Consider the following 22,039-nt stretch of genomic DNA (forward strand, 5'->3'; position numbering starts at 1 on the left):
TCCGAGGAGAGTGTCGTGACGAGCGTGACCCAGGGCTGGGACAGGCTGAGTGACCGCAACCCGTTCCTCGGGTTCGTCGACGCCTGCCTGCGCGGGCCCGCGCAGGTCGTCCTGCAGAACAACCCGCTCACCGGCCTGCTCGTCCTCGTGGCGGTCGCCTGGGGGGCCGTCGAGAACGGGCAACCGCGGATTTTCGGGGGAGCGGTCCTCGGCCTGGTTGTCGGCACCGCCACGGCCGTCGCCCTGCGGGTCGACGAGCCCTCGTTACGTAAGGGACTGTTCGGCTTCAGCCCGTTCCTGACCGGCATCGCCGTCCCGACGTTCCTCGACGACCGGCCGCTCATGTGGCTCTACCTGGTGCTCGGCGCGATCGCCACGACGGTGGTGACCCTGGCCCTGAACGCGATCTTCAAGACCTGGGGGCTGACCGCGTTCACCATGCCGTTCGTGCTGACCACCTGGGTCCTGCTGATGGCCGCCTACCAGTTCGACAGGTTCACCGTGCTCACCAAGCTGAAGCCCATGTTCCCCGGTGCGGGGCAACTGACCGGGGGCCGCTTCGACTGGGACCTGATCCCCACCTTCCTGCGCGGGGTGTCCCAGGTCTACCTGATCGACAGCTGGGTCACCGGTCTGCTCATCCTGGTCGCGTTGCTGGTCAACTCCCGCTGGTCGGCGCTGTTCGCGGTGATCGGCGCCGTCGGCGCGACCCTGCTGGCGCTCTGGTTCGGCGCCGACGCGTCCTCCCTGGACAAGGGCCTGCTCGGCTTCAACGCGGTGCTGACGGCGATCGCCGTGGGCGCGGTGCTGCACCGTCCCGGAGCGATGGTCACCCTCTACACCCTCTTCGGCATCGCGCTGACGCTCTTCGTCCAACTGGCCCTGGCGACGGTCCTCACCCCGCTGGGCATTCCGGTGCTGACCGGGCCGTTCAACATCGCCACCTGGCTGCTGCTGCTGCCCAGGCGGCACTTCGCGCCGGTGCCCAACCACGAACGCGTCAAGGAGTCCATCCTCACCGAGGTGAGACGCACCGTCTGACGTACCGAAAGGAGAGGTGAGCTCCCATGCTCGCTCAGGAAGCGGTGAACTCGGGCGACACCGCCTGGGTGCTCGTCTGCGCCGGCCTGGTGCTGTTCATGACTCCCGGCCTGGCCGCCTTCTACGGCGGGATGGTCCGCACCCGCAACGTGCTCGCCATGCTCCAGCAGAACATGATCGCGCTCGGCGTGGTCAGCCTGACCTGGGTCCTGGTGGGCTACACCATCGCCTTCGGTGACGACGCCGGCACCGGCCTCTTCGGCAACCTCGAACTCTTCGGCCTGACCGACCTCCGGGTGCCGCCCGCGCCCCACCTGCACGTCATCGCCGGTCAGGTGACCATACCGACCCTGGCGTTCGTCGCGTACCAGATGATGTTCGCGGTGATCACCCCCGCGCTCGTCACCGGCGCGACGGCGGGCCGGCTCAAGTTCGCCGGCTGGGTCGCGTTCCTGGCGATCTGGTCCATCGTGGTCTACGCGCCGGTCGCGCACTGGCTCTGGCACCCCGACGGTTGGCTGGCCAGGTTGGGCGCCCAGGACTGGGCCGGTGGGATGGTCGTGCACGCCTCGGCGGGTGCCGCCGTGCTGGGCACGTTGCTGGTCGTCGGGCGCCGGCGCGGTTGGCCACGGACCGCCTCCCCGCCCAACTCGATCCCGCTGACCATCCTGGGCGCGGGCATCCTCTGGTTCGGCTGGTTCGGGTTCAACGGCGGCGACGGACTCCAGGCCAACGGTCTGGCCGCCCAGGCGCTGATCAACACCCATCTCGCGGCCGCCGCCGGAATGCTCGTCTGGCTGGTGGCGGAGCGGGTGAAGGACGGCCACAGCACCGTCGTGGGTGGCGTCTCCGGCGCGGTCGCGGGGCTCGCGACGGTCACCCCCGCCGCCGGGTACGTCAACACGGTGTCCGCCATCGCCATCGGCGCGATCGCCGGATTCGTCTGTCACTTCGCGCTGCGGTTGAAGTACCTGCTGCGGCTCGACGACGCGCTGGACGTCCTCGCGGTCCACTTCGTCGGCGGAATGCTCGGCTCGCTGCTGGTCGGCTTCTTCGGCGACAGCGGCGTCAACCCGCTCGGCAAGGACGGCCTGTTCTTCGGCGGCGGCGGATCCCTGCTGTGGCACCAGATCGTCGGCGTGGTCACCGTGGTGGCGTTCTCGTTCGTGCTCAGTTGGGCGATCGCCGCCGCGGTGCAGGCCGTGCTCGGGCTGCGTGCCCCCGCCGACGTGCAGGACAACCTCGACCACGCCCAACAGGACGCCGACGCCTACCACCTGGGCGGCGTGGCGGGTCTCAACGGCAGCGGGGCGCCGCAACGCCGCCAGCCGGGAGCGGGACGCGCCGCCGAACGGCCCACCCGGCCGGTCCAGAACGCCCGGCTGGTCACCGCGACGGTCAACCCGACGCTGCTGCCGACGACCCGGGAGCTTCGCGACGCCCTGGTCGGCGCGGGAGCCACCTCCATCGTGCTCTCCGACGCGACGGTCTCCACCGCCGAACCGACAGCCCGTTCGCTGCCCCGGGGCTACTGGCAGGACCAGGATCTCGTGGGCCGGGCCCGGGTCGAGGTGGTGGTGGAGCGCGAGGCGGTGCCCGCGGTGCTGGACGTGCTGGGTCGGTACGGCGCCGAGCGGTCGGACGGCTTCGTGCAGGACGTCCAGCTCGCGACCGACGTGCGCTGAGGTCAGGTGCGGGCCCGTCCGGAGCGGACCAGGAACGCGAGGGCGGACAGGCCCAGCGCTCCCCACGCCGGCACCCAGAGGGGTTGTTCCTGCGCCATCGTGCCGAGGCCACCACCGGCGGCGTAACAGGTCAGGGCCAGGAGCCCGAGGAAGGTGCCGTGGCGGGCCCGCCTCCTGCCGGTGTCCGGTCCGGCCAACCAACGACCGATGCGTTCACCGATCTTGTCCACCGTGCCGGACTGGTAGGTGATGGCGGTGGTGATCCCGGCGGTGCGGACGAACAGGGTCGCCAGGGCGCCCATGGCGAGACCGCCGGCGGCGGCCAGCGCGATCCGTGGCCACCCGCCGTGACGGCCGTAGTGCAGCAGGACGTTCAGCACCGCCCAGAGCGCCAGGGCGACCACGGCGCAGCCGAGGCCCCGGTAGGACGGCGACCATCGGCTCCGCGCCGCCCGTACCTGGGAGACCACGCCCGTCCCGGCGGCGAACGCGATCAGTGACGCCGCCGACTCGGGCCAGGCGGCGTGCCGCCCGGCCAGGCCGATGCCGAGCAGGACGGCGTTGCCCGACTGGTTGGCGACGAACGCGCCGTAGCGCAGGAACGCGAAGGCGTCCACGAAGCCGGCGATCCCGGTGGTGAGGGCGAGGACCAGCAGCGGGTACCGGAACTCCCGGGACGCGTCCTGCGGGTCCGACTGCTGTCCGGAGGTCGAGTCGCCCATCGCGTTCCCCACCTCCGGTAGCGCGGACCCGGACACGCCAGGCATCCCGTATTTTACGGTCACGCTGCTCCTTCATCCCCTTTTCGTCCAGCCCGACCGCAGCGGCCCGGACGCGCCCCCGCCCGACGGCGACGTCCGGTCGGGCGCAGGTCATAGGGTGGTCCCCGTGGCGACCCTTCTGCTTCTGCGACACGGCCGGACGACCGCGAACGCCGACGGCGGCCTGGCCGGCCGCCAGCCGGTCGAGTTGGACGAGACGGGCCGGGCCCAGGCGGCGGCGGTCGGCGAGCGCCTGCGGCGGGTGCCGCTGGCCGCGGTGGTGACCAGCCCGCTCATCCGGTGCCGGCAGACCCTGGAGCTGGCGCTGCCCGACGCCGCCCCGATCGTAGAGGACGGGTTGATCGAGTGTGGCTACGGAGCCTGGGAGGGGCAGCCACTGAAGAAGCTGGCGAAGGAGTCGCTCTGGCCGGTCGTCCAGCAGCACCCGAGCGCCGCGGTCTTCCCCGAGGGTGAGGCGATGGCGGCGATGGCCGCTCGGGCGGTCGCGGCGGTGCGGGCCTGGGATGCCCGGATCACTGCCGAGCACGGCCCGGAGGCGGTCTGGCTGGCGTGCAGCCACGGCGACGTGATCAAGGCGATCGTGGCCGACGCGCTCGGCGTACACCTTGATCTTTTTCAGCGGATCGTGGCCGACCCGGCGTCGGTGACGGCGATCCGGTACACCCCGCTGCGGCCGTTCCTGCTGCGGCTCAACGACACCGGTGGCGACCTGGGCGCACTGGCGCCGCCGCCCCGCAAGCGCCGCCGGGCGACCCGGGCGGCGGCGAGCGCCGCCGACTCCGACGCGCCGGTGGGCGGCGGCGCGGGGGCCGGCCGGTGAGCCGGCGTCCGCCACGCCCGGGTGCGAGGGGTGGTACGCCGGGCGTGGCGAGCAGCACGGTGATTAGGGTCGGTGGGGTGCGCGATGCCATGGCGGGCCGGATAGGGTCGTGGGTATGACCCACCAGGTGCACGCCTTCGAACCGCCGGAGCGGTTCGTCGCCGGGACCGTCGGGCCGCCGGGGGAGCGCACGTTCTTCCTGCAGGCCCGCGGCGGCGGCAGGCTGGTCAGCGTCGCGCTGGAGAAGGTCCAGGTGTCCCTGCTCGCCGAGAAGCTGGAGGAGCTGCTCACCGAGGCGCAGCGTCGCTTCGGGGTGGACCTGCCCGAGCTGGCCCCGGTGATCGGCGACAACGAGCCGCTGGACACTCCGGTCGACGAGGAGTTCCGGGTCGGGACCCTCGGGCTGGCCTTCGACGTGGACACCGCGACCGTGGTGATCGAGGCGATCGCCGCCGGCGAGGTGGAGCCCGAGGTCGAGCTGGGCGACGAGGACGACGAAGACGACGAGGACGAGGACGAGGAGCCGGACGAGGACCTGGACCGGCTCCGGGTCCGGCTCACCCCGCAGGCCACCCGCCAGTTCATCGAGCGGGCCCGGCGCGTGGTCAACGCGGGCCGGCCGCCGTGCCCCCTGTGCGGCCAGCCGTTGGATCCCGCCGGGCACCTGTGCCCGCGGCACAACGGTTACCACCGGTGACCTTGTCCGGCCTCGAACCCCTGCGCGACGGTGACGCCGCGCTGCGGCTGCTGCGCGACGGCACGCTCGACCTGGAGGGCCGGCTGGTCGACGCCTCGAACACCACCCTGCGGGGCATCCTGACCCTCGACGGCGTCACGGCCCGCTGTGTCTACAAGCCCGTGCGCGGCGAGCGGCCGCTGTGGGACTTCCCGGATGGCACCCTCGCCGGGCGGGAGGTGTCGGCGTTCCTGGTCTCCGACGCCACCGGCTGGGGCCTGGTGCCACCCACCGTGCTGCGTGACGGTCCGTTCGGCCCCGGCTCGTGCCAGCTCTGGATCGACGAGCCGGCCGACGCCGAGCCGCTCGTCGGGTTCGTGCCGGCCGACGAGCTGCCGCCCCGCTGGCACCCCATCGCGGCGGCGCGGGACGACGACGGCGTCGCGTACGCCCTCGCCCACGCCGACGACCCGCGGCTGGCCCGTCTCGCGGTGCTCGACGCGGTGATCAACAACGCGGATCGCAAGGGCGGCCACGTGCTGGTCGGCGCGGACGACCGGATCTACGGCGTGGACCACGGGGTGAGCTTCCACGTCGAGGGCAAGCTGCGGACGGTGCTGTGGGGCTGGGCGGGCAGGCAGTTGCCGCCGGACGCCGTGGAGATGCTCGACGGGCTCGCCGAGCAGGTCGCCGGGGCGCTCGGCGACGAGTTGGCCGATCACCTGACGATCAGCGAGATCGCCGAGTTGGCCACTCGCATCGACGTCCTGCGCAAGACCGGGCGCTTCCCGCAGCCGCCGGAGGACTGGCCGGCGGTGCCCTGGCCGCCCATGTGACCCGCTGTCATCTTGATCACCCGTGGGGCGGCCCGGTGCCGCCTGAGGGCTGGTTAGGCTGAGGCCATGGAGTCTTGGGCGGGACACGAGGTGCCACGGCTGCCGGGCAGGGGCGAGCCGCTGGCGTTGTACGACTCGGCGCGGCAGGGTGTCCACCCGAGCGAGCCGGCCGACGCGGGAAGCATGTACGTCTGCGGCATCACCCCGTACGACGCGACCCACCTCGGCCACGCCGCCACCATGATCACGTTCGACCTGGTGCAGCGGATGTGGCGGGACGCCGGCCGTCAGGTGCGCTACGTGCAGAACGTCACCGACATCGACGACCCGCTGCTGGAGCGGGCCGCCCGCGACGGCGAGGACTGGGTGGTCCTGGCGATGCGGGAGACGGCGCTGTTCCGCGAGGACATGGAGGCGCTGCGGATCATCCCGCCGGAGCACTACGTGGGCGCCGTCGAGTCGATCCCGGACATCGCCGACAAGGTCGAGGTGCTGCTCAAGGACGGCGACGCGTACCGGCTCGACGACGGCACCGGCGACGTCTACTTCGACATCTCCGCCACCGGCCGGTTCGGCTACGAGTCCAACCTGACCCGCGAGCAGATGCTGGAGATCTTCCCCGAGCGCGGCGGTGACCCGGACCGCGCCGGCAAGCGCGACCCCCTCGACCCGCTGCTGTGGCGTGGCGCCCGCGAGGGTGAGCCGTCCTGGCCCGGCGGGGAGCTCGGCCCGGGCCGCCCCGGTTGGCACATCGAGTGCGCGGTCATCGCGCTGAACCTGCTCGGCGACCGGATCGACGTGCAGGGCGGCGGCAACGACCTGCTGTTCCCGCACCACGAGGCGTCCGCCGCGCACGCCGAGCGGCTCACCGGCCAGGCGCCGTTCGCCGAGCACTACGTCCACGCCGGGATGATCGGCCTGGACGGCGAGAAGATGTCCAAGTCGCGCGGCAACCTGGTCTTCGTGTCCCGGCTGCGCGCCGACAAGGTCGACCCGATGGCGATCCGGCTTGCGTTGATCTCCGGGCACTACCGCGGCGACCGCACGTGGACCGACGAGCTGCTCACGGCCGCGCAGGAGCGCCTGGACCGCTGGCGGCGGGCCGCCGCCGCGCCCGCCGGGCCGTCCGGGGCCGAGCTGCTGGCCGGAGTACGCGAACGCCTGGCCGACGACCTGGACACCCCGGGTGCCCTGGCCGTGGCCGACCGTTGGGCCGACGCGACCCTGTCCGGCACCACGGACGACACCGAAGCCCCGACCCTGTTCGCCAAGACGGTCGACGCCCTCCTGGGCATCCACCTCTAACAGCAGCCCGCCCCCGCCAGCCCTCGCGCGCCCGTGGGGCGCCTCGCGCGCCCATGGGGGCGTCGATCATGGAGTTGTGGTGGCCGGTGTGCGGTGCTGCGCCCGCTATGCGAGGCACCACAACTCCATGATCGATGACGCGACCGCCACACCTCTGCGTCGATCTTGCACTTGCTGTCGTGACGAAGGTTGCCTATCGGGGCAAAGCGGCGACAGAAAGTGCAAGATCGGCGGGGCGGGGCGGGTGCGGGGGGTGGGAGCAGGGTCAGCCTAGGACCAGGCCGGGGTCGGGCTCCGGGTCGGGGGTTGGGCCGGGGATCTTGTACTCCTCGGTGAGGGTGGTCATCGGGCCGGGCCAGGTGGCCTGGGCCACCTCGATGGGCTTGCGGTTCGCGTCGTACGCGACGTGCAGCAGGTGCAGGACCGGAGTGTCGGGCCGGATCTGGAGGGTCTCGGCCTCTTCCCGGCTGGGCTGGCGGGCGCTGATCGTGTCGGTGGCCGAGACGTACCGCCGGCCGGTGGCCTCCTCGGCCTCCTGGTAGAGCGGCCGGCCGAACGCCTCGGCGCGCTCCAGCGAGGTGCCGGCGGTGTCGGCGGGCAGGAACCAGGAGGCGCCCACCTCGACGGGGGAGTCGTCGGTGCGCACGAGGTGGCGGCGGCAGAGCAGGTCCGTGCCGTCGGAGACGCCGAACGCGTCGGCGACCTCGGCGGGCGCGGGGGCGCGGCCGACGGAGACGAGTTGTTGGCGGTACCGGGCGGCCAGGTCCGTGTGATAGCCCCGGAAACCGCCGTACCGGCCCCGGGAGAGCCGGTTGAGTCGGCGCCGGGTGCCCCGGACGTACGTACCGGAGCCGGGTTTGGTGATCAGGATGCCCTCGACCCGCAGCTGGTCGACGGCGCGTTGCACGGTCTGCTTGGCGACGCCGAACATCTCGGCGATGGCCGGGATGGACGGTAGGCGTTCGCCAGGCGCCCAGTCACCGCGGCGGACCTGGGCCTTGAGCTGCGCGGCGATCTGCCGGTGGGGGAACTCGGCCGCGCCGGGGTTGATCTGCACACCCGCCTCCTTGATCACATCTAGGTTCCTAGGATGACCTAGAGGGTGTGACGACGCCACCCCGGACACGCCAAAACGGGCCCCCGGGACCACAAAAGGTCCGAGGGCCCGCCGGTGAACGGTGCTACCAGGAGCCGGCGGTGGGGCCTGCCGAACCGCCCCGACGCCGCAGGTACTTCTCGAACTCCTGCGCGATCTCGTCGCCGGTCAACGGGGTGATGCCCTCATCGCCGACCCGTTCCTCCAGCTCGCGGACGTACTCGCCCAGCTCGGCGTCCTGCTCGGCGGCGCTGCGCACCCGCTGCTCCCACTCGGCGGACTCCTCGGCCAGGTCGGCCATCGGCACAGGCAGGTCGACGACCTCCTCGACGCGGTGCAGCAGCGCGAGGGTGGCCTTGGGGCAGGGCGGGTTGTTGGCGTAGTGCGGCACGTGCACCCAGAACGACACCGCGTCGACCTCGGCGCGGGCGCAGGCGTCGTGCAGCACGCCGACGATGCCGGTCGGCCCGTCGTAGCGGGTCGGGGTGAGCTGGTAGCGCTCCGCGGCCTGCGCGTCGGAGGCGCTGCCGCTGATCGGCAACGGCCGGGTGTACGGCACGTCGGCCAGCAACGCGCCGAGCAGCACCACCCGTTCCACCTCCAGGCTGTGGCAGATCTCCAGAACCTGCTCGCAGAACGTCCGCCACCGCATGCTCGGCTCGATGCCCCGGATCAGCACCACGTCGCGCTCGGTGCCCTCGGGGCTCGCGACCATGAACCGGGTCGTCGGCCACTCCACCCGGCGGGTCTCTCCGTCGGCCATGGTGATGGTGGGCCGGCTGACCTGGAAGTCGTAGAAGTCCTCCGGATCCAGCTCGGCGATCTGCCGCGCGTTCCAGACCTGTTCCAGGTGCTCGACGGCCGCGGTGGACGCGTCGGCGGCGTCGTTCCAGCCCTCGAATGCGGCAATGGCCACGGGGGACCGCAGTACCGGCAGTCCGTCGAACTCGGTCACGCCGTCACCTCACCCTGCTCGTCGCGGCCGACACCGGGACCGCGCCCGGTCGTCGGGCCGTGGTGCACGGTGGCGTCCCTGTTGTCCTTCACGTCCGCCAGCCTACGTGCCGGGCAGGGATGCGGCCCGTCGGCCGCGCCGGTCCGCCCGGTCCACGACCGGGCATACGGCGGCGAACCGGACAGCGTGATCCGCCCGACACAATATGGGATCGGGCGCGGACGGCGCTCGGGTTCGCGCAGGACCGCACTAACCTGAACGGGTGCGGACTTCGTTGCTTGATGTGCTGGCCGATCGGATCCTCATCGCCGACGGGGCGATGGGCACGATGTTGCAGGCCGCTGACCTCACGCTCGACGACTTCGACGGGCTCGAAGGGTGCAACGAGATCCTCAACGTGACCCGTCCCGACGTGGTGCGGGGGGTGCACGACGCCTATCTGGCCGCCGGCGCGGACTGCGTGGAGACCAACACCTTCGGCGCCAACCTGGCCAACCTCGGTGAGTACGACATCCCGCACCGCATCCGCGAGCTGGCCGAGGCCGGCGCCCGGATCGCCCGGGAGGCGGCCGACGCGGCCAGCACCCCGGCGCGGCCCCGGTTCGTGCTCGGCTCGATCGGGCCGGGCACCAAGTTGCCGACCCTCGGGCACGCCGGCTACGCGACCCTGCGCGACGCCTACCAGGAGAACGCCGCCGGTCTGATCGTCGGCGGCGCGGACGCGTTGATCATCGAGACCTGCCAGGACCTGTTGCAGGTCAAGGCCGCGGTCGTCGGGTCGAAGCGGGCGATGGCCGAGCTGGGGCAGCAGGTGCCGATCATCTGTCACGTGGCGGTGGAGACCACCGGCACGATGCTGGTGGGCAGCGAGATCGGCGCGGCCCTGGCGGCGATCGAGCCGCTCGGGGTGGACCTGATCGGCCTCAACTGCTCCACCGGCCCGGCCGAGATGAGTGAGCACCTGCGCTACCTGTCGCAGCACTCCCGGATCCCGCTGTCGGTGATGCCGAACGCCGGCCTGCCGGTGCTGACCGCCGACGGGGCGTACTTCCCGCTGACTCCCGTGGAGCTGGCCGACGCTCTGGAACGGTTCATCACCGAGTACGGCGTGGGGCTCGTCGGCGGCTGCTGCGGCACCACGCCGGAGCACATCCGGGTGCTGGCCGAGCGTCTGCACGGCGTCACCGCTCCGGCGCGCGAGCCGCAGCACGAGGCGGGTGTCTCGTCGGTCTACCACCCGGTGCCGTTCGCCCAGGACGCGTCGGTGCTGATGGTGGGGGAGCGGACCAACGCCAACGGTTCCAAGGCGTTCCGGGAGGCGATGCTCGCCGGTGACTGGCGGGCCTGTGTGGAGATCGCCCGCAGTCAGGCACGCGACGGTTCGCACCTGCTGGACCTGTGCGTGGACTACGTCGGCCGCGACGGCACCCAGGACATGCGCGAGCTGGCCGGCCGGTTCGCCACCGCGTCCACCCTGCCGATCATGCTGGACTCCACCGAGCCGAACGTGGTGGAGGCCGGGTTGGAGATGCTCGGCGGCCGCTGCGTGGTCAACTCGGTGAACTTCGAGGACGGCGACGGCCCCGACTCCCGCTACGCGCGGGTGATGCCTGTCGTGCGCGAGCACGGCGCCGCCGTGGTGGCGCTGCTCATCGACGAGGAGGGCCAGGCGCGTACGAAGGAGTGGAAGGTCCGGGTCGCGGCGCGGCTGATCGAGGACCTGACCGGCCGGTGGGGCATGGACCGCGCCGACATCCTGATCGACGCGCTGACGTTCCCGATCGCCACCGGTCAGGAGGAGACCCGCCGCGACGGCCTCGAGACGATCGAGGCGATCCGGGAGATCTCCACCCGCTACCCGGGGGTCAACTTCACCCTGGGCATCTCGAACATCTCCTTCGGCCTCAACCCGGCGGCCCGCCAGGTGCTCAACTCGGTGTTCCTGCACGAGTGCGTGCAGGCCGGCCTGACGTCGGCAATCGTGCACGCCAGCAAGATCCTGCCGATGTCGAAGATCCCCGACGGGCAGCGCGAGGTCGCGCTGGACCTGGTCTACGACAGGCGTCGCGAGGGGTACGACCCGGTGCAGCGCTTCCTGGAGCTCTTCGAGGGCGTCGACGTGACCAGCGCGCGGGCCACCCGGGCGCAGGAGCTGGCGGCGCTTCCGCTGGACGAGCGGCTCAAGCGGCGCATCATCGACGGTGAGCGCAACGGCCTGGAGGCCGACCTGGACGAGGCGATGGCCGGCGGCCGGTCCCCGCTGTCGATCATCAACGACATCCTTCTGGACGGCATGAAGGTCGTCGGTGAGCTGTTCGGCTCCGGGCAGATGCAGCTGCCGTTCGTGCTCCAGTCCGCCGAGGTGATGAAGACCGCTGTGGCGTACCTGGAGCCGCACATGGAAACCACCGAGGACGGCGGCAAGGGCCGGATCGTGCTGGCCACCGTGCGCGGCGACGTGCACGACATCGGCAAGAACCTCGTGGACATCATCCTGTCCAACAACGGCTACGAGGTCGTCAACATCGGCATCAAGCAGCCGATCAGCGCCATCCTCGACGCCGCCGAGCAGCACCGCGCGGACGCGATCGGCATGTCCGGGCTGCTGGTCAAGAGCACCGTCATCATGAAGGAAAACCTGGCCGAGATGGCCACGCGCGGGGTCGCGGAGCGCTGGCCGGTCCTGCTCGGCGGGGCGGCGCTGACCCGCGCGTACGTCGAGGACGACCTGCGGTCGATGTTCCCCGGGCAGGTGCACTACGCGCGGGACGCGTTCGAAGGTCTGTCCCTGATGGACAAGGTGATGACGGCCAAGCGCGGCGGCGCCCCGGTCATCGACCCGGAGCGCGAGGCGGCCCTGGCGGCCCGTCGTGCCCGCCGGGAACGACAGCGGTCCATGGTCACCGAGTCCCTGCCGGAGCTGCACGACTCGTCGGTCCGCTCCGATGTGGCGCTGGACGTGGAGGTGCCCGCCCCGCCGTTCTTCGGCACCCGGGTGGTCAAGGGTGTGCCGATGGCCGACTACGCGGCGCTGCTCGACGAGCGGGCCACGTTCCGCGGGCAGTGGGGGCTCAACGGCGCCCGCGGCGGCAACGGCCCGTCGTACGACGAGCTGGTGGAGACCGAGGGTCGCCCGCGCCTGCGGTACTGGTTGGACCGGCTGATCGCCGACCAGATCCTCGAAGCGGCTGTGGTGTACGGCTACTTCCCCGCGTACTCCGAAGGCAACGACCTGGTGGTGCTCGACGAGAACGGCCACGCGGAGCGCGCCCGGTTCTCCTTCCCCCGCCAGCGCCAGGAGCGACGGCTCTGCCTGGCCGACTTCTTCAAGCCCAAGGGCGACCAGCTCGATGTGGTCGCGCTGCAACTGGTCACCGTCGGGCAACCCGTCAGCGAGTACGCGGCGAAGCTGTTCGCCCGCAACGAGTACCGCGACTACCTGGAGGTGCACGGGCTGTCCGTGCAGCTCACCGAGGCTCTGGCCGAGTACTGGCACCGGCGCATCCGCGCGGAGCTGACCCTGCCCGACGGGCGCCCGCTGGGCCACGACGACCCGACGGACCTGGCCGGCATCCTGCGCAACGACTACCGGGGCTGCCGGTACGCGTTCGGCTACCCGGCCTGCCCCGACCTGGAGGACCGGGCGAAGATCGTGGAGCTGCTGGGGTCGGAGCGGATCGGCGTGGAGCTGTCCGAGGAGTTCCAGCTGATGCCGGAGCAGGCCACCGATGCCATCGTGGTCCACCACCCGGAGGCGAGCTACTTCAACGCCAAATAGGCTGCTGGGTGGCTAAAGTGCCTCTGACCTCCTGTTTCTCTGGGTGGGAATCGGTTCTTGGGCACTAGGTGGGCACATCAGCTTTCGGGGTGCCCGCCAGGTACGCCTCAACCTCGTCGATGGTGAGCCCGGCGGGGTCACCCTGAATCGACCCCTGGGCGTCGGCGAGCCAGTACCGGCCGAAGTCCAGGGCGCGAGGGTCGCGCCTCCGGGACCTCGACAGGGTCAGGCCCTGCCGTGCGGCAGCCCGGCGGAGCCGGTTCTCCCTGACTTTGTCGTCGCTGCTCATGGCACAACTATACCGCGAGTGATGCTGGAAGCGAAGCGGGAAATGATGCCGGAATGGTGTCGGCTACCTGACAGTCCCGAACGCCTCGTCGACCGCCTGTCGCGTCCGATCCTCGTCTTCCGGCCAGAGGTGCGCGTAGACACGCAACGTCATCGCCGCGTCGGCGTGACCCAGGCGCTCGGCCACGGCCTTCGGGTTGTGGCCAGCGCCGATTAGCACACTGGCGAACCAGTGCCGCAGGTCGTGGAACGTCACCTCTGGCAGGCCGGCCGTCGTCCGGGCCGGCGCCCACACGTCCATGTTGAAGCGGGTACGGCTCAGCGGTCGACCGTCCTCGTCGCGGAACACCCACTGCGCACCCTCGGCCGGGAAGGCGTCCAGGTGGCGCCGGAGGGCATCAACCACGACCTTCCCCACCGGCACCGTCCGGTACGACGACCGGTTCTTCAGCGGGCACTCCTCGACCACACCACCCGGTCCCGGCTGAACCTGCCGATCCACCTTGACCGTCCCGGTCTTCAGGTCCAGGTCGCGTGCTTGGAGGCCGAACGCCTCACCCTGCCGCAGTCCGACACCGGCGCCAACCTGAGCCAGCGCCCGGTAGCGAGCTGGCAGGGCCGACGCGAGTCGCTGCACCTCGGCGAGGGTCAGCGGGGTGATCTGCTTGCGGGGCAGCTCGGGCAGCTTGATCCGGCTGCACGGGTCGAACGGGATCAGCCGGTCCCGCACCGCCGCACCGAGGATCGCCCTCACGGTGCCCCAGAGCGGCCGGACCGACCCGGCGGCCAGCGGCACACCGGTCACGAACGCCTGTAGCTCCGACGACCGCAGTTGCGACAGTGGCCGGTCACCGATGGCCGGGTAGACGTGCCGGGTCAACTGCGACTTGGTGCGCGCCACCGTGTTCGGGCGGTGCGGCTGCATCGCCCGCCACCGCTCGGCGTACTCCCGGAAGGTGATCAGCCCGGCCTTCGGGTCGACGTAGGTACCGGTGTTCAGCTTGTGTTCGATCTCGGCGCGGTACCGGTCGGCGTCGATCTTGCGGCGAAACCCCTGCTTGCGCTGCTTGCCGGCCTCGTCGTACCACCTGCAAATCCACGGCGTTCGTTTCCGTGTCGGATCCTTCGCGACCGTCGCCACCCGCACCCCCAGCAGACGAAAACACGCCGGGCGGCGAGTGAGGCTGTCGCACCTCACTGCCGCCCAGGGCGATCACATCATGCAGGACGTCGAGCTATTCCGAGGGGATGACCCTGTCGGCCTCGCCGATCAGTTCCTCAACCTCAAGGTTCGTCCGGCGTAGCGCCTGGGTGACGACCGCGGCGGGGTCGACGTCGACCATCTCCAGCTGCGCCCGGCCGAGTGCCGGATCCCGGCGCCGGAACGTCGGCGTATCCCCGGGTACCGGCAGGTAGTCCAGCTCGGTGTCCGCGCCGTCGCTGGTGAGGAACATGATGAGGTTGTCGATCAGGGCTGCGAGCCGGCGCGCTGACCGGGCGGCAGGGTGGGACCGCCGTAGCCGGAAGTCGACCGGCCGGGTGTGCTGCGAGAAGTCGTCGACGATCTCCCCCTCGCTCATCTCCTTCGGGTACGTGGAGACCAGGGGGAACTCCCCGTTCGCCCAAGCCCACGCCCGGTGGCCCGTGGTGGCGACGGTCGGGGTGAGGGCTACGCCGTTGGTGCCGGCGTGTGCGCCGAACAGCAGCCGGTTCGGGGTGGTCCTCAGCGCCACGGCCAGGGCGACAAGGTCGTCGGCGTCAACGGTCCGCTTGCCTGTCTCGATCTTCGAGATGCTGGATTGGGCGATGCGGTGGCCGAGCTGGTCGAGCCGGTCGGACAACTGCTGGGCGGTGAGTCCACGGCTCTTGCGTAGCTCGGCGACGGAGCGGCCAACGCGGTCGGACGGCGTAGTCATGAGCGAATACTAACCCTTCACAATGACTAGCGAAAGCACCACTTGACTACACGTCGCATGAGTGCGACCCTGATGTCGGGCCAGTCAGTCTGGACCGCTCTTAGTCAGATCGGAATAAGCTCAGTTCAAACGGGAGAAGTCTTGAACAACGTCAAGGAGCGGCGGTCCCTCGCCACCACGGAGGAGGTCGCCGACTACCTCCAGGTTTCCGTGCCGTCCCTCCTCCAGATGCGCCACAAGGGCCGCGCGCCCAAGGCGTCGAAGGTCGGCCGCAGCCTCCGCTGGCGGTGGTCCGACGTTGATGCCTGGCTTGAGCAGCGCGCGTCCTGACCGTCCAGCCACCACAGAACGAACCGGCCCGTCGGCCGCCGCTGGGGAGCGAGCACGACGCACGACAGAAAACTGGTGCACACCGATGAACGACAACACCCCCAACAGCACCACCGCCGACGCGTTCGACGCGACCCAGGCGGGGGAGCCGGACAACCTGCTCGACCTCCTCGCCGCCACCCCGCCAGCCGTGGAAGAGGACAGCGGCGATGCCGACGAGGACACGCCGCCCGCCCCGGTGAACATCGCCGAACGGCAGGCGCAGATGGCCACCGACCTGTACGAGATGCTGCACCAGATCAACGGTGTGGAGATCAAACCCGCGCCGCGGCACCTGGCGATCGAAGAGCAGTTCATGGACTTTCACCGGGGGAACCCTGGCGTCTACGTCGCGGTGCGGACCCTCTCCTACCAGCGGCACCGGATGGGCAAGACGCGGCTCAGCATGGGCTGGGCGTTCGAGTATCTGCGCGACGTGTCGTTCGTGACCACCGGCAGCCCATGGCTTCTCGACAACAATTTCAAGCCGGGGTTTGTCCGTTTGTTGGAGTTCCACGAGGTGCCGCTGCGGGGCCTGTTCGAGAAGCGGCCAAGCTGGGCCGACGAGTGGATCGTCCGGTACGCAGCCGAGCAGACCGGCCAGGGTGAGCAGACCGGGCGTGCCGCATGACCCCCTACGAGTGGATGAGCGGCCTCCTCGACGTGATCGGCTCCGGCGTGGCCAACTCGAACACCGAATCCGGGCGGCGGTTGCGGCAGTGCCCGGCCCACCTCGACCGCACGCCCAGCATGAGCGTTCGCCCCGGCGTCGGCGGCCGGGTCCACCTTCACTGCTTCGTCTGCGACGGGCAGGCCATCCTTTCGGCCCTGCGCTGCTCGTGGGACCGGCTCACCGTCGCACCCCGCGTCAGCCCCGCCGAGTACGCGGCCATGGTCGGACTGCGGATCGACTTCCCCCCGGTCGTCGCCAGCACCAGCGCGAGCGACATGCGCGGCTGGAAGCTGGAAGCTGTCCACGACTACGGCGACGCCCGCCTGTTCCGGCACCGTGCGCCCGGTGGGCAGAAGCGGCTGTCGTGGGAGTCCCGCACGCCGGGCGGCGGCTGGGTGCCTGGCTTCTTCGGTGGCGTCACCACCGCGGGCCTGCCCCTGTACCGGCAGGCTGAGGTGCAGATGGCTGTGGCCGTCGGTGAGCCGGTGCTCCTGGTCGAGTCGGAGTCCAGCGTCGACGCCCTGCGCGGCTGGTACGCGACCACGTGGGCGGGTGGTGCCGCTGCGGTCAACATCGGCCGCATCGCCCAGGTGCTCGGCGGCTACCCCAACACCATCGTCATCCCCGACAACGACCCTGCCGGGCTGGCGTGCCTCGCCCGCCTCCACGCGGCAGGGCTCGCCCCGCACGTGCTGATGCCCGGCGCCGACGAAGACGCCCGGGACCTCCACAGCCGCCTCGGGCCGGCCGGGTTCGACCACGCGATCCGACACCTCGTCCGGGCGGTGGCGTGAACAACCACTACGACGACGACACGTGGACCGCTCTGGACGTCGACGAGCCGTCATGGTCCGACCACGTGCCCGACTCCCCGGCCGCATTGGCCGGCCCACGGCACACCGGGCGAACGCCAGCTGAGGTCGACGCGTACGACGGCGAGGCCCTGAACTGGGGCGACTTCCTCACCCAGGACCTGTCGCAGGTCAACTGGACGGCCGGCCGGCTGATGGAACACGGCCAGCAGGTCGCCCTGGTGGGCGCCGGCAAGGTCGGGAAGTCCCTGTTCACCCTGGAGTGGGCGGCGTGCATGGCCTCGGGACGCGCCTTCCTGGACGACGAACCACGAGACCCGATCCGGGTGCTGTACGTCGACATGGAGAACGGTCGCCGCGACATCCAACGCCGTATTCACGCGCTCGGGTTCCGGCCGACCGATCTGGGCAACCTGGCCTATCTGTCGTTCCCGCCCATCGGCCCGTTGGACACCCGCCAGGGCGCGGCTGCCTTCGCCGCCCGGGTGCTGCACCACAACCCGCAGGTTGTCGTCCTGGACACCATCTCCCGGTTCATTCAGGGCAAGGAGAACGACAGCGACACCTGGTTGGACCTCTACCGGCACACCCACCGCGGGTTGAAGGCCCGGGAGATCGGGTGCATCCGGCTGGACCACTTCGGCAAGGACACCGAGCGGGGCAGCCGGGGCAGCAGCGCCAAGACCCAGGACATCGACCACGTCTGGGAGCTGACGAGTTCCGGCGGCGACAAGTTCCGGCTGTCGCGTACGCACACCCGCACCGGAATGGGTGAAGGGGAGATCAACCTTCTCCGCGTTGGCCGTCCGGGGGAGTGGGGGACCACCCGGCATGAGGTGACGTTCGAGGATCCGGAGAAGGCGAAGTGGCTGGTTGCTTCGGGCTTGGCGGACAAGCTCGACGAGATCGGCGTGCCGCCGCAGTTCGGCCGTGACCGGGCCAAGGCGGAGGCGCAGAAGCACGGCATCACCGCGTCGAACGAGGTGTGGGCTGAGGCCCTGAAGATCCGGAAGCAGCGGTCGTGAGGACCTGTCTCCAAGATCAGGACAGGTCCCCTCGGCTGACCTGTCCCCACAAGATCAGGACAGAACGACGTTTCCGCAGCTCACACCTGTCCCGGACAGCTCAAGGACAGGACAGGACAGTGCCACTCCAACCTGTCCTGTCCTCCCCTCCCACGAAGGGGGAGGACAGGTAGGTGCACCAGCCCGAAGACAACACCCGCAACCCCGACACCAGCAACCGAAAGGACCACCCGATGAGCCCTGAACCGCGTGCCACGCTCTGCATCACGAACCTGACCGTTGACACCCGCTGGGACTACGGGGTCATCGACGTTGACGGCGAGCCCGAACCGCTCACGCTGCCGTTCGTCGGCTGGGGCGATCAAGCATGGACCGACGCGGAAGGTCCGGGTCGTGTGGACGCGGCGCCCGTGTTCCTCGCGGGCCAGATGCTGGTCACCGCTGAACGGCTCAGCGAGTACGCGGGCGTGGATCACGTGCTGCGGCACCTGGTGCCCGTCGACCGTCACGCTGCGACCGCGACTCACGCCGTGCCGCCAGGCGCCACCAAGCGGCACGCCGCCGTCGACCACACCGGCCTGCACGCCACCACCCGCGTTGTCGCCGACGCCATCTGCCAGCGCCTCGACCTCGACCACTTCGACCGGTCCGGCTGGCCCACCATCGCCGCCGACCTTGCCCAGCAGATCACCCCCGATCTGCTGCGCGGTGTCGCCCTCTACCTCGAACGCACCCACCCGCTGGCCGCCGCCGAACTGACGATCCTCGCGGACACCGTCGACCCGACCAGCCCCACCGGATAGCCATCCGCAATGGCTATCCGATAGCCATTCGAGCAGGGAGAACGCCCTCATGGGACACACCGTCGCCGTCAGCCGTAAACCCCTCGACGATGCGCCCGGACCCACCCGCGCCGTCGGGCAGCGCCTCACCCTCTGCCGCTACCTGACCGGCCGCGGCCAGTTCGCCGTCCGGTGCACCGCCGAGCCGGTCACCACCGCCGACGACGACAGCCTCGAACTGTGCTCCAAGCACCTCGGCCTGGCCGCCGCCGCGTTCAGCCGGATCACCACCACGATCGGAGCCTCGGAATGAGCTGGCCTGAAGCAGTCATGAACCTTGGGCTGATGGCGTTGATCGGCTTCGTCGTTTGGACGTTCGCCAACCGCAACCGCAGCCGAGCCGACGGCCCGCACGTGGCCGAACTCCGGAAGCTGACGGCGGAAGTCGCGGCGCTGCGCGGCCAGATCGACCACCGCACCACCGACGGCCAGGAGTAGCAATGGACCACCCCCACAACCTGCACGCCGCCGCGAACTGCTGGAGCCTGCGCCGATCCTGGGCGACCCTCCGGGACAGCAACACCGCCCCCGACGACGACGCCGGCACGATCCGATCCTGGCGGCCCGGCACCGGAGGCGGACACGGCAGCGGACACGGCGACCCCCTCGGCGACGCCGTCACCGCCAGCGTCAGCCGCGGGGACACTCAGACCCGGATCGCCGAGACCATCCGAGACGACGTCGACTCGGCCCGGTGGCTTGCCACCTCCGCGCTCCGCCACACCGGGATGCCCATCGGCCCCGCCCTCGCCGTGCTCACCCGGATCATCGGCGACCTGACCCCCGACGTCGCCGGTGAGGTTGCCCGCTACGTCGACCACGCCGACAAGGCCGCCCGCCGCGCACTGCGCCTCGGCGACGACCACTGGCCGATCCCCTCGAACCCGGCATGCCCGAGCTGCGGGGTGCGGATGCTGCGCGCCCGCCGCTCCGCCCCCGACAGCGCGACATGGCCCGTGATCTGTGGCGCCGGCTGCCAGTGCACCGGAACCACCTGCGGCTGCGGGATGACCGTGCAGGTACGGCGGGTCGCCCACATCTGGCCCGCCGCCTGGGCGCGAGACACGCTCGACCTCAACACCGGCGACAAGGAGGCGACCAACGCATGACCAGCACCCCCAGTCGCAACGAGCCACCCACCACCATCAGCGGACTGATCGCCCTCTCCGCCGACCGTCTCCTCAAGGTCCAACATGCGTACGCGTTCCCACAGACGATCCTGGCGGGTATCCCTCCGCTGCCCCGCGACCGCGACGGATTCGAGTACGGGACCGCCGCACAGCTCGCCGCGTTGATCACCTCGGCGGACAAGGCCGTCACCGCCGGCACCATCCGCAACTGGGCGTACCTCTCCCGACAGCAGGGCCACCACCTATACGGGCAACTACCCGCCATCCACATCCCCGGCAGGCGAACCGGCCAGACGTACTACCGGCTACTGGACGTTGCGCAGGTGGCGGCCAAGATCGAGGCCGGTGTACGATCGCCGTGACACTAGCCGGGCAGGTGGTCTATGCCCACAGTGCGAACACGGCCCGCCCATCCGGCGGGCCTTTCGCGTACCCGGAGCACGGCGTCGGCTTTCGTGTCACGAACCCTGCACCCGGCGGACACTGCCACCGTGGCGCAGTTGACCTCAACCCCAGCCCGGAAGACACCCGGCCCCCGGGGTGCAAGCCCACCACCGACGGCAACACCTCCCCTCCCAGGCGAGAAGTTGACCTAACCCGGACCCCCACAAGGCCGGCACCGTGCGGGCCTTTCGCGTACCCGGAGGTGGGATGCCGCGCCCCGGACGCAACACCGCCATCCGCGACCGCCACCGCGCAGCCATCGCCCGCGGCCGACCACCATGCGGGATCTGCGGCCAGCCCATCGACTACCGGCTGCCCTACATGGACCCCGCCGAGTTTGTGGTTGACCACATCGTGCCGCTCAAGCGCGGCGGAGCAGACACGCTGGCCAACAAGCAGGCAGCCCACCGCCGGTGCAACCGGGCCAAGAGCGACAACGCCGACGGCGGACCCATCCTCCGACGATCCGGCAGCCTGGCCCGACCACGCTGACGCCCTGGACGGAGACGCAGTGCCCCGCACGCCTGAGCAGGTGACCGCAGACGACGTCCTCACCGCAGCGATCGAGCAGGCTCTGAAGGCGTACGGCGACGACCGGGCGTACGTACTCACCGAGTACGTGGTGATCACATCGCAGCAACGGTTCGACGAAGACGGCGGCGGTGTCACCGCCGTCGGCCTGGTCTACCGAGACGGCGACGTGCCGACGCACCGAGCCCTTGGCCTGTGCGAATACGCAGCGACCAGGATGCGTCACTACATCTCACAGGACGAGGACGACTGACCCCAGGGGGAGGTACCCCACCCCCGACCCCACCCGCACTCCCCGGCTTAGGCGGCTTCCCTCCCCGGGCTTTTTCCACGTGGGCTCGGGATCGTGCTGTGGTGGCCTTGGGTGGCTGGGCGGCGGGTGGTGGTGGTTCGGTGGTGGCCGGTTTGGCGTAGGCGCTCTGAGCGGGTCGCCGCCTTGGGCCTGTAGAGTCATTGCAGGTCAGAGCGTTGTTTCGTTACAATGGACGGGTGCGGATCACCTGTGGACACTGCGGCGCCGAGTTCGTCGCGGCTGCCACCGGCAGGACTCCGCGCTACTGCTCCGGTCGGTGTCGGGTCGCTGCGCACCGGGCTCGCCCTCGCATCCCGGCCGAGTTGACGTCTCGGGATCGGTGGGTGCGGCACTACCGCAAGCGTCCGATCGACGTCCACGGCAAGGCCGCGTCCAGTACCGATCCGGCGACGTGGTGTTCGTACGCTGCCGCGAAGCGCGCCACGGTTGGCCACGGCCTCGGGTTCGTTCTCGGCGACGGGATCGCCTGCCTTGACCTGGATCACTGCCTGGTCGACGGGCAACCGGACGATCGGGCGCGCGACGTGCTCGCCCGCGTCCCGGGCGCGTACGTGGAAGTCAGCCCGTCGGGTGATGGGCTGCACGTGTGGGGGTTGGCGCCGGAACAGCCGGGCCGCCGCCGCGCGGGCATCGAGTCGTACTCGGTTGGCCGCTACATCACGGTGACTGGTGAGGTGTTCCAGGCTGGCCGGCTGGTCGACCTGAGCGATTTCTTCTGAGGA

The 22,039-nt window shown here is 70.7% G+C and carries 25 protein-coding genes; 19 read left to right on the top strand and 6 right to left on the bottom strand.

Features of this window, described 5'->3' with window-relative positions; all coding sequences use genetic code 11:
* Positions 1–15 precede the first annotated feature (15 nt).
* Entirely contained in the window at positions 16–1,041 is a 1,026-nt protein-coding gene (gene yut / locus AB0B39_RS23475) for an urea transporter (protein ID WP_357575367.1), read from the top strand.
* A 26-nt stretch (positions 1,042–1,067) separates the two neighbouring features.
* Positions 1,068–2,726: an ammonium transporter gene (locus AB0B39_RS23480; protein ID WP_357490203.1), complete on the top strand. Its 1,659-nt coding sequence runs from the start codon at positions 1,068–1,070 to the stop codon at positions 2,724–2,726.
* Positions 2,727–2,728: 2 nt separating this feature from the next.
* On the opposite strand, the gene AB0B39_RS23485 is transcribed toward AB0B39_RS23480, so the two are convergent.
* Positions 2,729–3,448 (bottom strand): YoaK family protein, encoded by a 720-nt coding sequence (locus tag AB0B39_RS23485; RefSeq protein ID WP_234582003.1) that lies wholly within the window; start codon positions 3,446–3,448, stop codon positions 2,729–2,731.
* Positions 3,449–3,605: 157 nt separating this feature from the next.
* On the opposite strand from AB0B39_RS23485, the gene AB0B39_RS23490 reads away from it, so the two are divergent.
* From AB0B39_RS23490 to mshC, 4 genes are all read left to right on the top strand, one after another.
* Entirely contained in the window at positions 3,606–4,328 is a 723-nt protein-coding gene (locus AB0B39_RS23490) for an MSMEG_4193 family putative phosphomutase (RefSeq protein ID WP_357490206.1), read from the top strand.
* Between the two features lie 115 nt (positions 4,329–4,443).
* A complete protein-coding gene (locus AB0B39_RS23495; protein ID WP_234582001.1) occupies positions 4,444–5,025 on the top strand; it encodes a DUF3090 domain-containing protein in 582 nt (193 codons plus the stop codon).
* On the top strand, positions 5,022–5,840 hold the full coding sequence (locus AB0B39_RS23500; RefSeq protein ID WP_357575368.1) for an SCO1664 family protein: 819 nt from the start codon (positions 5,022–5,024) through the stop codon (positions 5,838–5,840). Before AB0B39_RS23495 ends, AB0B39_RS23500 begins: the two co-directional genes overlap by 4 nt.
* Before the next feature lie 66 nt (positions 5,841–5,906).
* Positions 5,907–7,145, top strand: a complete 1,239-nt coding sequence (mshC, locus tag AB0B39_RS23505; RefSeq protein ID WP_357575369.1) for a cysteine--1-D-myo-inosityl 2-amino-2-deoxy-alpha-D-glucopyranoside ligase — start codon at positions 5,907–5,909, stop codon at positions 7,143–7,145.
* Between the two features lie 265 nt (positions 7,146–7,410).
* Here the strand turns inward: mshC and AB0B39_RS23510 are convergent, their stop codons facing one another.
* A complete protein-coding gene (locus tag AB0B39_RS23510) occupies positions 7,411–8,202 on the bottom strand; it encodes a GntR family transcriptional regulator (RefSeq protein WP_234581998.1) in 792 nt (263 codons plus the stop codon).
* Between the two features lie 124 nt (positions 8,203–8,326).
* Positions 8,327–9,196, bottom strand: coding sequence for a PAC2 family protein (locus tag AB0B39_RS23515; protein ID WP_007459801.1), 870 nt, complete (start codon positions 9,194–9,196; stop codon positions 8,327–8,329).
* A 262-nt stretch (positions 9,197–9,458) separates the two neighbouring features.
* Between AB0B39_RS23515 and metH the strand changes: the two genes are divergently transcribed.
* Positions 9,459–12,974 (top strand): methionine synthase, encoded by a 3,516-nt coding sequence (metH, locus tag AB0B39_RS23520; RefSeq protein WP_357575370.1) that lies wholly within the window; start codon positions 9,459–9,461, stop codon positions 12,972–12,974.
* A gap of 64 nt (positions 12,975–13,038) precedes the next feature.
* Here the strand turns inward: metH and AB0B39_RS23525 are convergent, their stop codons facing one another.
* The 3 genes from AB0B39_RS23525 to AB0B39_RS23535 form a co-directional block, all read right to left on the bottom strand.
* On the bottom strand, positions 13,039–13,263 hold the full coding sequence (locus AB0B39_RS23525) for a hypothetical protein (RefSeq protein ID WP_357575371.1): 225 nt from the start codon (positions 13,261–13,263) through the stop codon (positions 13,039–13,041).
* Positions 13,264–13,326: 63 nt separating this feature from the next.
* On the bottom strand, positions 13,327–14,403 hold the full coding sequence (locus AB0B39_RS23530) for a tyrosine-type recombinase/integrase (protein WP_357575372.1): 1,077 nt from the start codon (positions 14,401–14,403) through the stop codon (positions 13,327–13,329).
* Positions 14,404–14,497: 94 nt separating this feature from the next.
* Positions 14,498–15,178, bottom strand: a complete 681-nt coding sequence (locus AB0B39_RS23535; RefSeq protein ID WP_357575373.1) for a helix-turn-helix transcriptional regulator — start codon at positions 15,176–15,178, stop codon at positions 14,498–14,500.
* A 141-nt stretch (positions 15,179–15,319) separates the two neighbouring features.
* On the opposite strand from AB0B39_RS23535, the gene AB0B39_RS23540 reads away from it, so the two are divergent.
* The 12 genes from AB0B39_RS23540 to AB0B39_RS23595 all read left to right on the top strand — a co-directional run bounded on the left by AB0B39_RS23540 (position 15,320) and on the right by AB0B39_RS23595 (position 22,036).
* Positions 15,320–15,508, top strand: coding sequence for a helix-turn-helix domain-containing protein (locus tag AB0B39_RS23540; protein ID WP_328382970.1), 189 nt, complete (start codon positions 15,320–15,322; stop codon positions 15,506–15,508).
* 85 nt (positions 15,509–15,593) lie between these two features.
* A complete protein-coding gene (locus AB0B39_RS23545; RefSeq protein WP_357575374.1) occupies positions 15,594–16,178 on the top strand; it encodes a hypothetical protein in 585 nt (194 codons plus the stop codon).
* Positions 16,175–17,014: a hypothetical protein gene (locus AB0B39_RS23550; protein ID WP_357575375.1), complete on the top strand. Its 840-nt coding sequence runs from the start codon at positions 16,175–16,177 to the stop codon at positions 17,012–17,014. Before AB0B39_RS23545 ends, AB0B39_RS23550 begins: the two co-directional genes overlap by 4 nt.
* Positions 17,011–18,057 (top strand): AAA family ATPase, encoded by a 1,047-nt coding sequence (locus AB0B39_RS23555; RefSeq protein WP_357575376.1) that lies wholly within the window; start codon positions 17,011–17,013, stop codon positions 18,055–18,057. Before AB0B39_RS23550 ends, AB0B39_RS23555 begins: the two co-directional genes overlap by 4 nt.
* Before the next feature lie 233 nt (positions 18,058–18,290).
* Complete coding sequence (locus tag AB0B39_RS23560) at positions 18,291–18,860, top strand: hypothetical protein (protein ID WP_357575377.1); 570 nt, start codon at positions 18,291–18,293, stop codon at positions 18,858–18,860.
* Positions 18,861–18,909: 49 nt separating this feature from the next.
* The gene (locus tag AB0B39_RS23565; protein WP_357575378.1) at positions 18,910–19,152 is read left to right on the top strand and encodes a hypothetical protein; all 243 of its coding nucleotides are present in this window, start codon (positions 18,910–18,912) and stop codon (positions 19,150–19,152) included.
* A 17-nt stretch (positions 19,153–19,169) separates the two neighbouring features.
* A complete protein-coding gene (locus tag AB0B39_RS23570; protein ID WP_357575379.1) occupies positions 19,170–19,337 on the top strand; it encodes a hypothetical protein in 168 nt (55 codons plus the stop codon).
* A 2-nt stretch (positions 19,338–19,339) separates the two neighbouring features.
* Positions 19,340–20,008 (top strand): hypothetical protein, encoded by a 669-nt coding sequence (locus tag AB0B39_RS23575; protein ID WP_357575380.1) that lies wholly within the window; start codon positions 19,340–19,342, stop codon positions 20,006–20,008.
* On the top strand, positions 20,005–20,391 hold the full coding sequence (locus tag AB0B39_RS23580; protein WP_357575381.1) for a hypothetical protein: 387 nt from the start codon (positions 20,005–20,007) through the stop codon (positions 20,389–20,391). The genes AB0B39_RS23575 and AB0B39_RS23580 overlap by 4 nt, the downstream gene beginning before the upstream one ends.
* Before the next feature lie 289 nt (positions 20,392–20,680).
* Complete coding sequence (locus AB0B39_RS23585) at positions 20,681–20,965, top strand: HNH endonuclease signature motif containing protein (protein ID WP_357575382.1); 285 nt, start codon at positions 20,681–20,683, stop codon at positions 20,963–20,965.
* Between the two features lie 19 nt (positions 20,966–20,984).
* Positions 20,985–21,257 carry a hypothetical protein gene (locus AB0B39_RS23590; protein ID WP_357575383.1) on the top strand — a complete coding sequence of 91 codons (273 nt, stop codon included), beginning with the start codon at positions 20,985–20,987 and terminating at the stop codon, positions 21,255–21,257.
* A gap of 383 nt (positions 21,258–21,640) precedes the next feature.
* Positions 21,641–22,036, top strand: a complete 396-nt coding sequence (locus AB0B39_RS23595) for a bifunctional DNA primase/polymerase (RefSeq protein ID WP_357575384.1) — start codon at positions 21,641–21,643, stop codon at positions 22,034–22,036.
* Positions 22,037–22,039: the final 3 nt, after the last annotated feature.

The sequence above is a fragment of the Micromonospora sp. NPDC049114 genome (assembly GCF_040648635.1).
In the GTDB taxonomy this organism is placed as follows: Bacteria; Actinomycetota; Actinomycetes; order Mycobacteriales; family Micromonosporaceae; genus Micromonospora.

Coding starts and splice junctions, on each gene's coding strand:
- AB0B39_RS23480 (WP_357490203.1), top strand. CDS start 1,068: ATGCTCGCTCAGGAAGCGGTGAACTCGGGCGACACCGCCTGGGTGCTC.
- AB0B39_RS23485 (WP_234582003.1), bottom strand. CDS start 3,448: ATGGGCGACTCGACCTCCGGACAGCAGTCGGACCCGCAGGACGCGTCC.
- AB0B39_RS23495 (WP_234582001.1), top strand. CDS start 4,444: ATGACCCACCAGGTGCACGCCTTCGAACCGCCGGAGCGGTTCGTCGCC.
- mshC (WP_357575369.1), top strand. CDS start 5,907: ATGGAGTCTTGGGCGGGACACGAGGTGCCACGGCTGCCGGGCAGGGGC.
- AB0B39_RS23525 (WP_357575371.1), bottom strand. CDS start 13,263: ATGAGCAGCGACGACAAAGTCAGGGAGAACCGGCTCCGCCGGGCTGCC.
- AB0B39_RS23535 (WP_357575373.1), bottom strand. CDS start 15,178: ATGACTACGCCGTCCGACCGCGTTGGCCGCTCCGTCGCCGAGCTACGC.
- AB0B39_RS23545 (WP_357575374.1), top strand. CDS start 15,594: ATGAACGACAACACCCCCAACAGCACCACCGCCGACGCGTTCGACGCG.
- AB0B39_RS23550 (WP_357575375.1), top strand. CDS start 16,175: ATGACCCCCTACGAGTGGATGAGCGGCCTCCTCGACGTGATCGGCTCC.
- AB0B39_RS23560 (WP_357575377.1), top strand. CDS start 18,291: ATGAGCCCTGAACCGCGTGCCACGCTCTGCATCACGAACCTGACCGTT.
- AB0B39_RS23565 (WP_357575378.1), top strand. CDS start 18,910: ATGGGACACACCGTCGCCGTCAGCCGTAAACCCCTCGACGATGCGCCC.
- AB0B39_RS23570 (WP_357575379.1), top strand. CDS start 19,170: ATGAACCTTGGGCTGATGGCGTTGATCGGCTTCGTCGTTTGGACGTTC.
- AB0B39_RS23575 (WP_357575380.1), top strand. CDS start 19,340: ATGGACCACCCCCACAACCTGCACGCCGCCGCGAACTGCTGGAGCCTG.
- AB0B39_RS23580 (WP_357575381.1), top strand. CDS start 20,005: ATGACCAGCACCCCCAGTCGCAACGAGCCACCCACCACCATCAGCGGA.
- AB0B39_RS23585 (WP_357575382.1), top strand. CDS start 20,681: ATGCCGCGCCCCGGACGCAACACCGCCATCCGCGACCGCCACCGCGCA.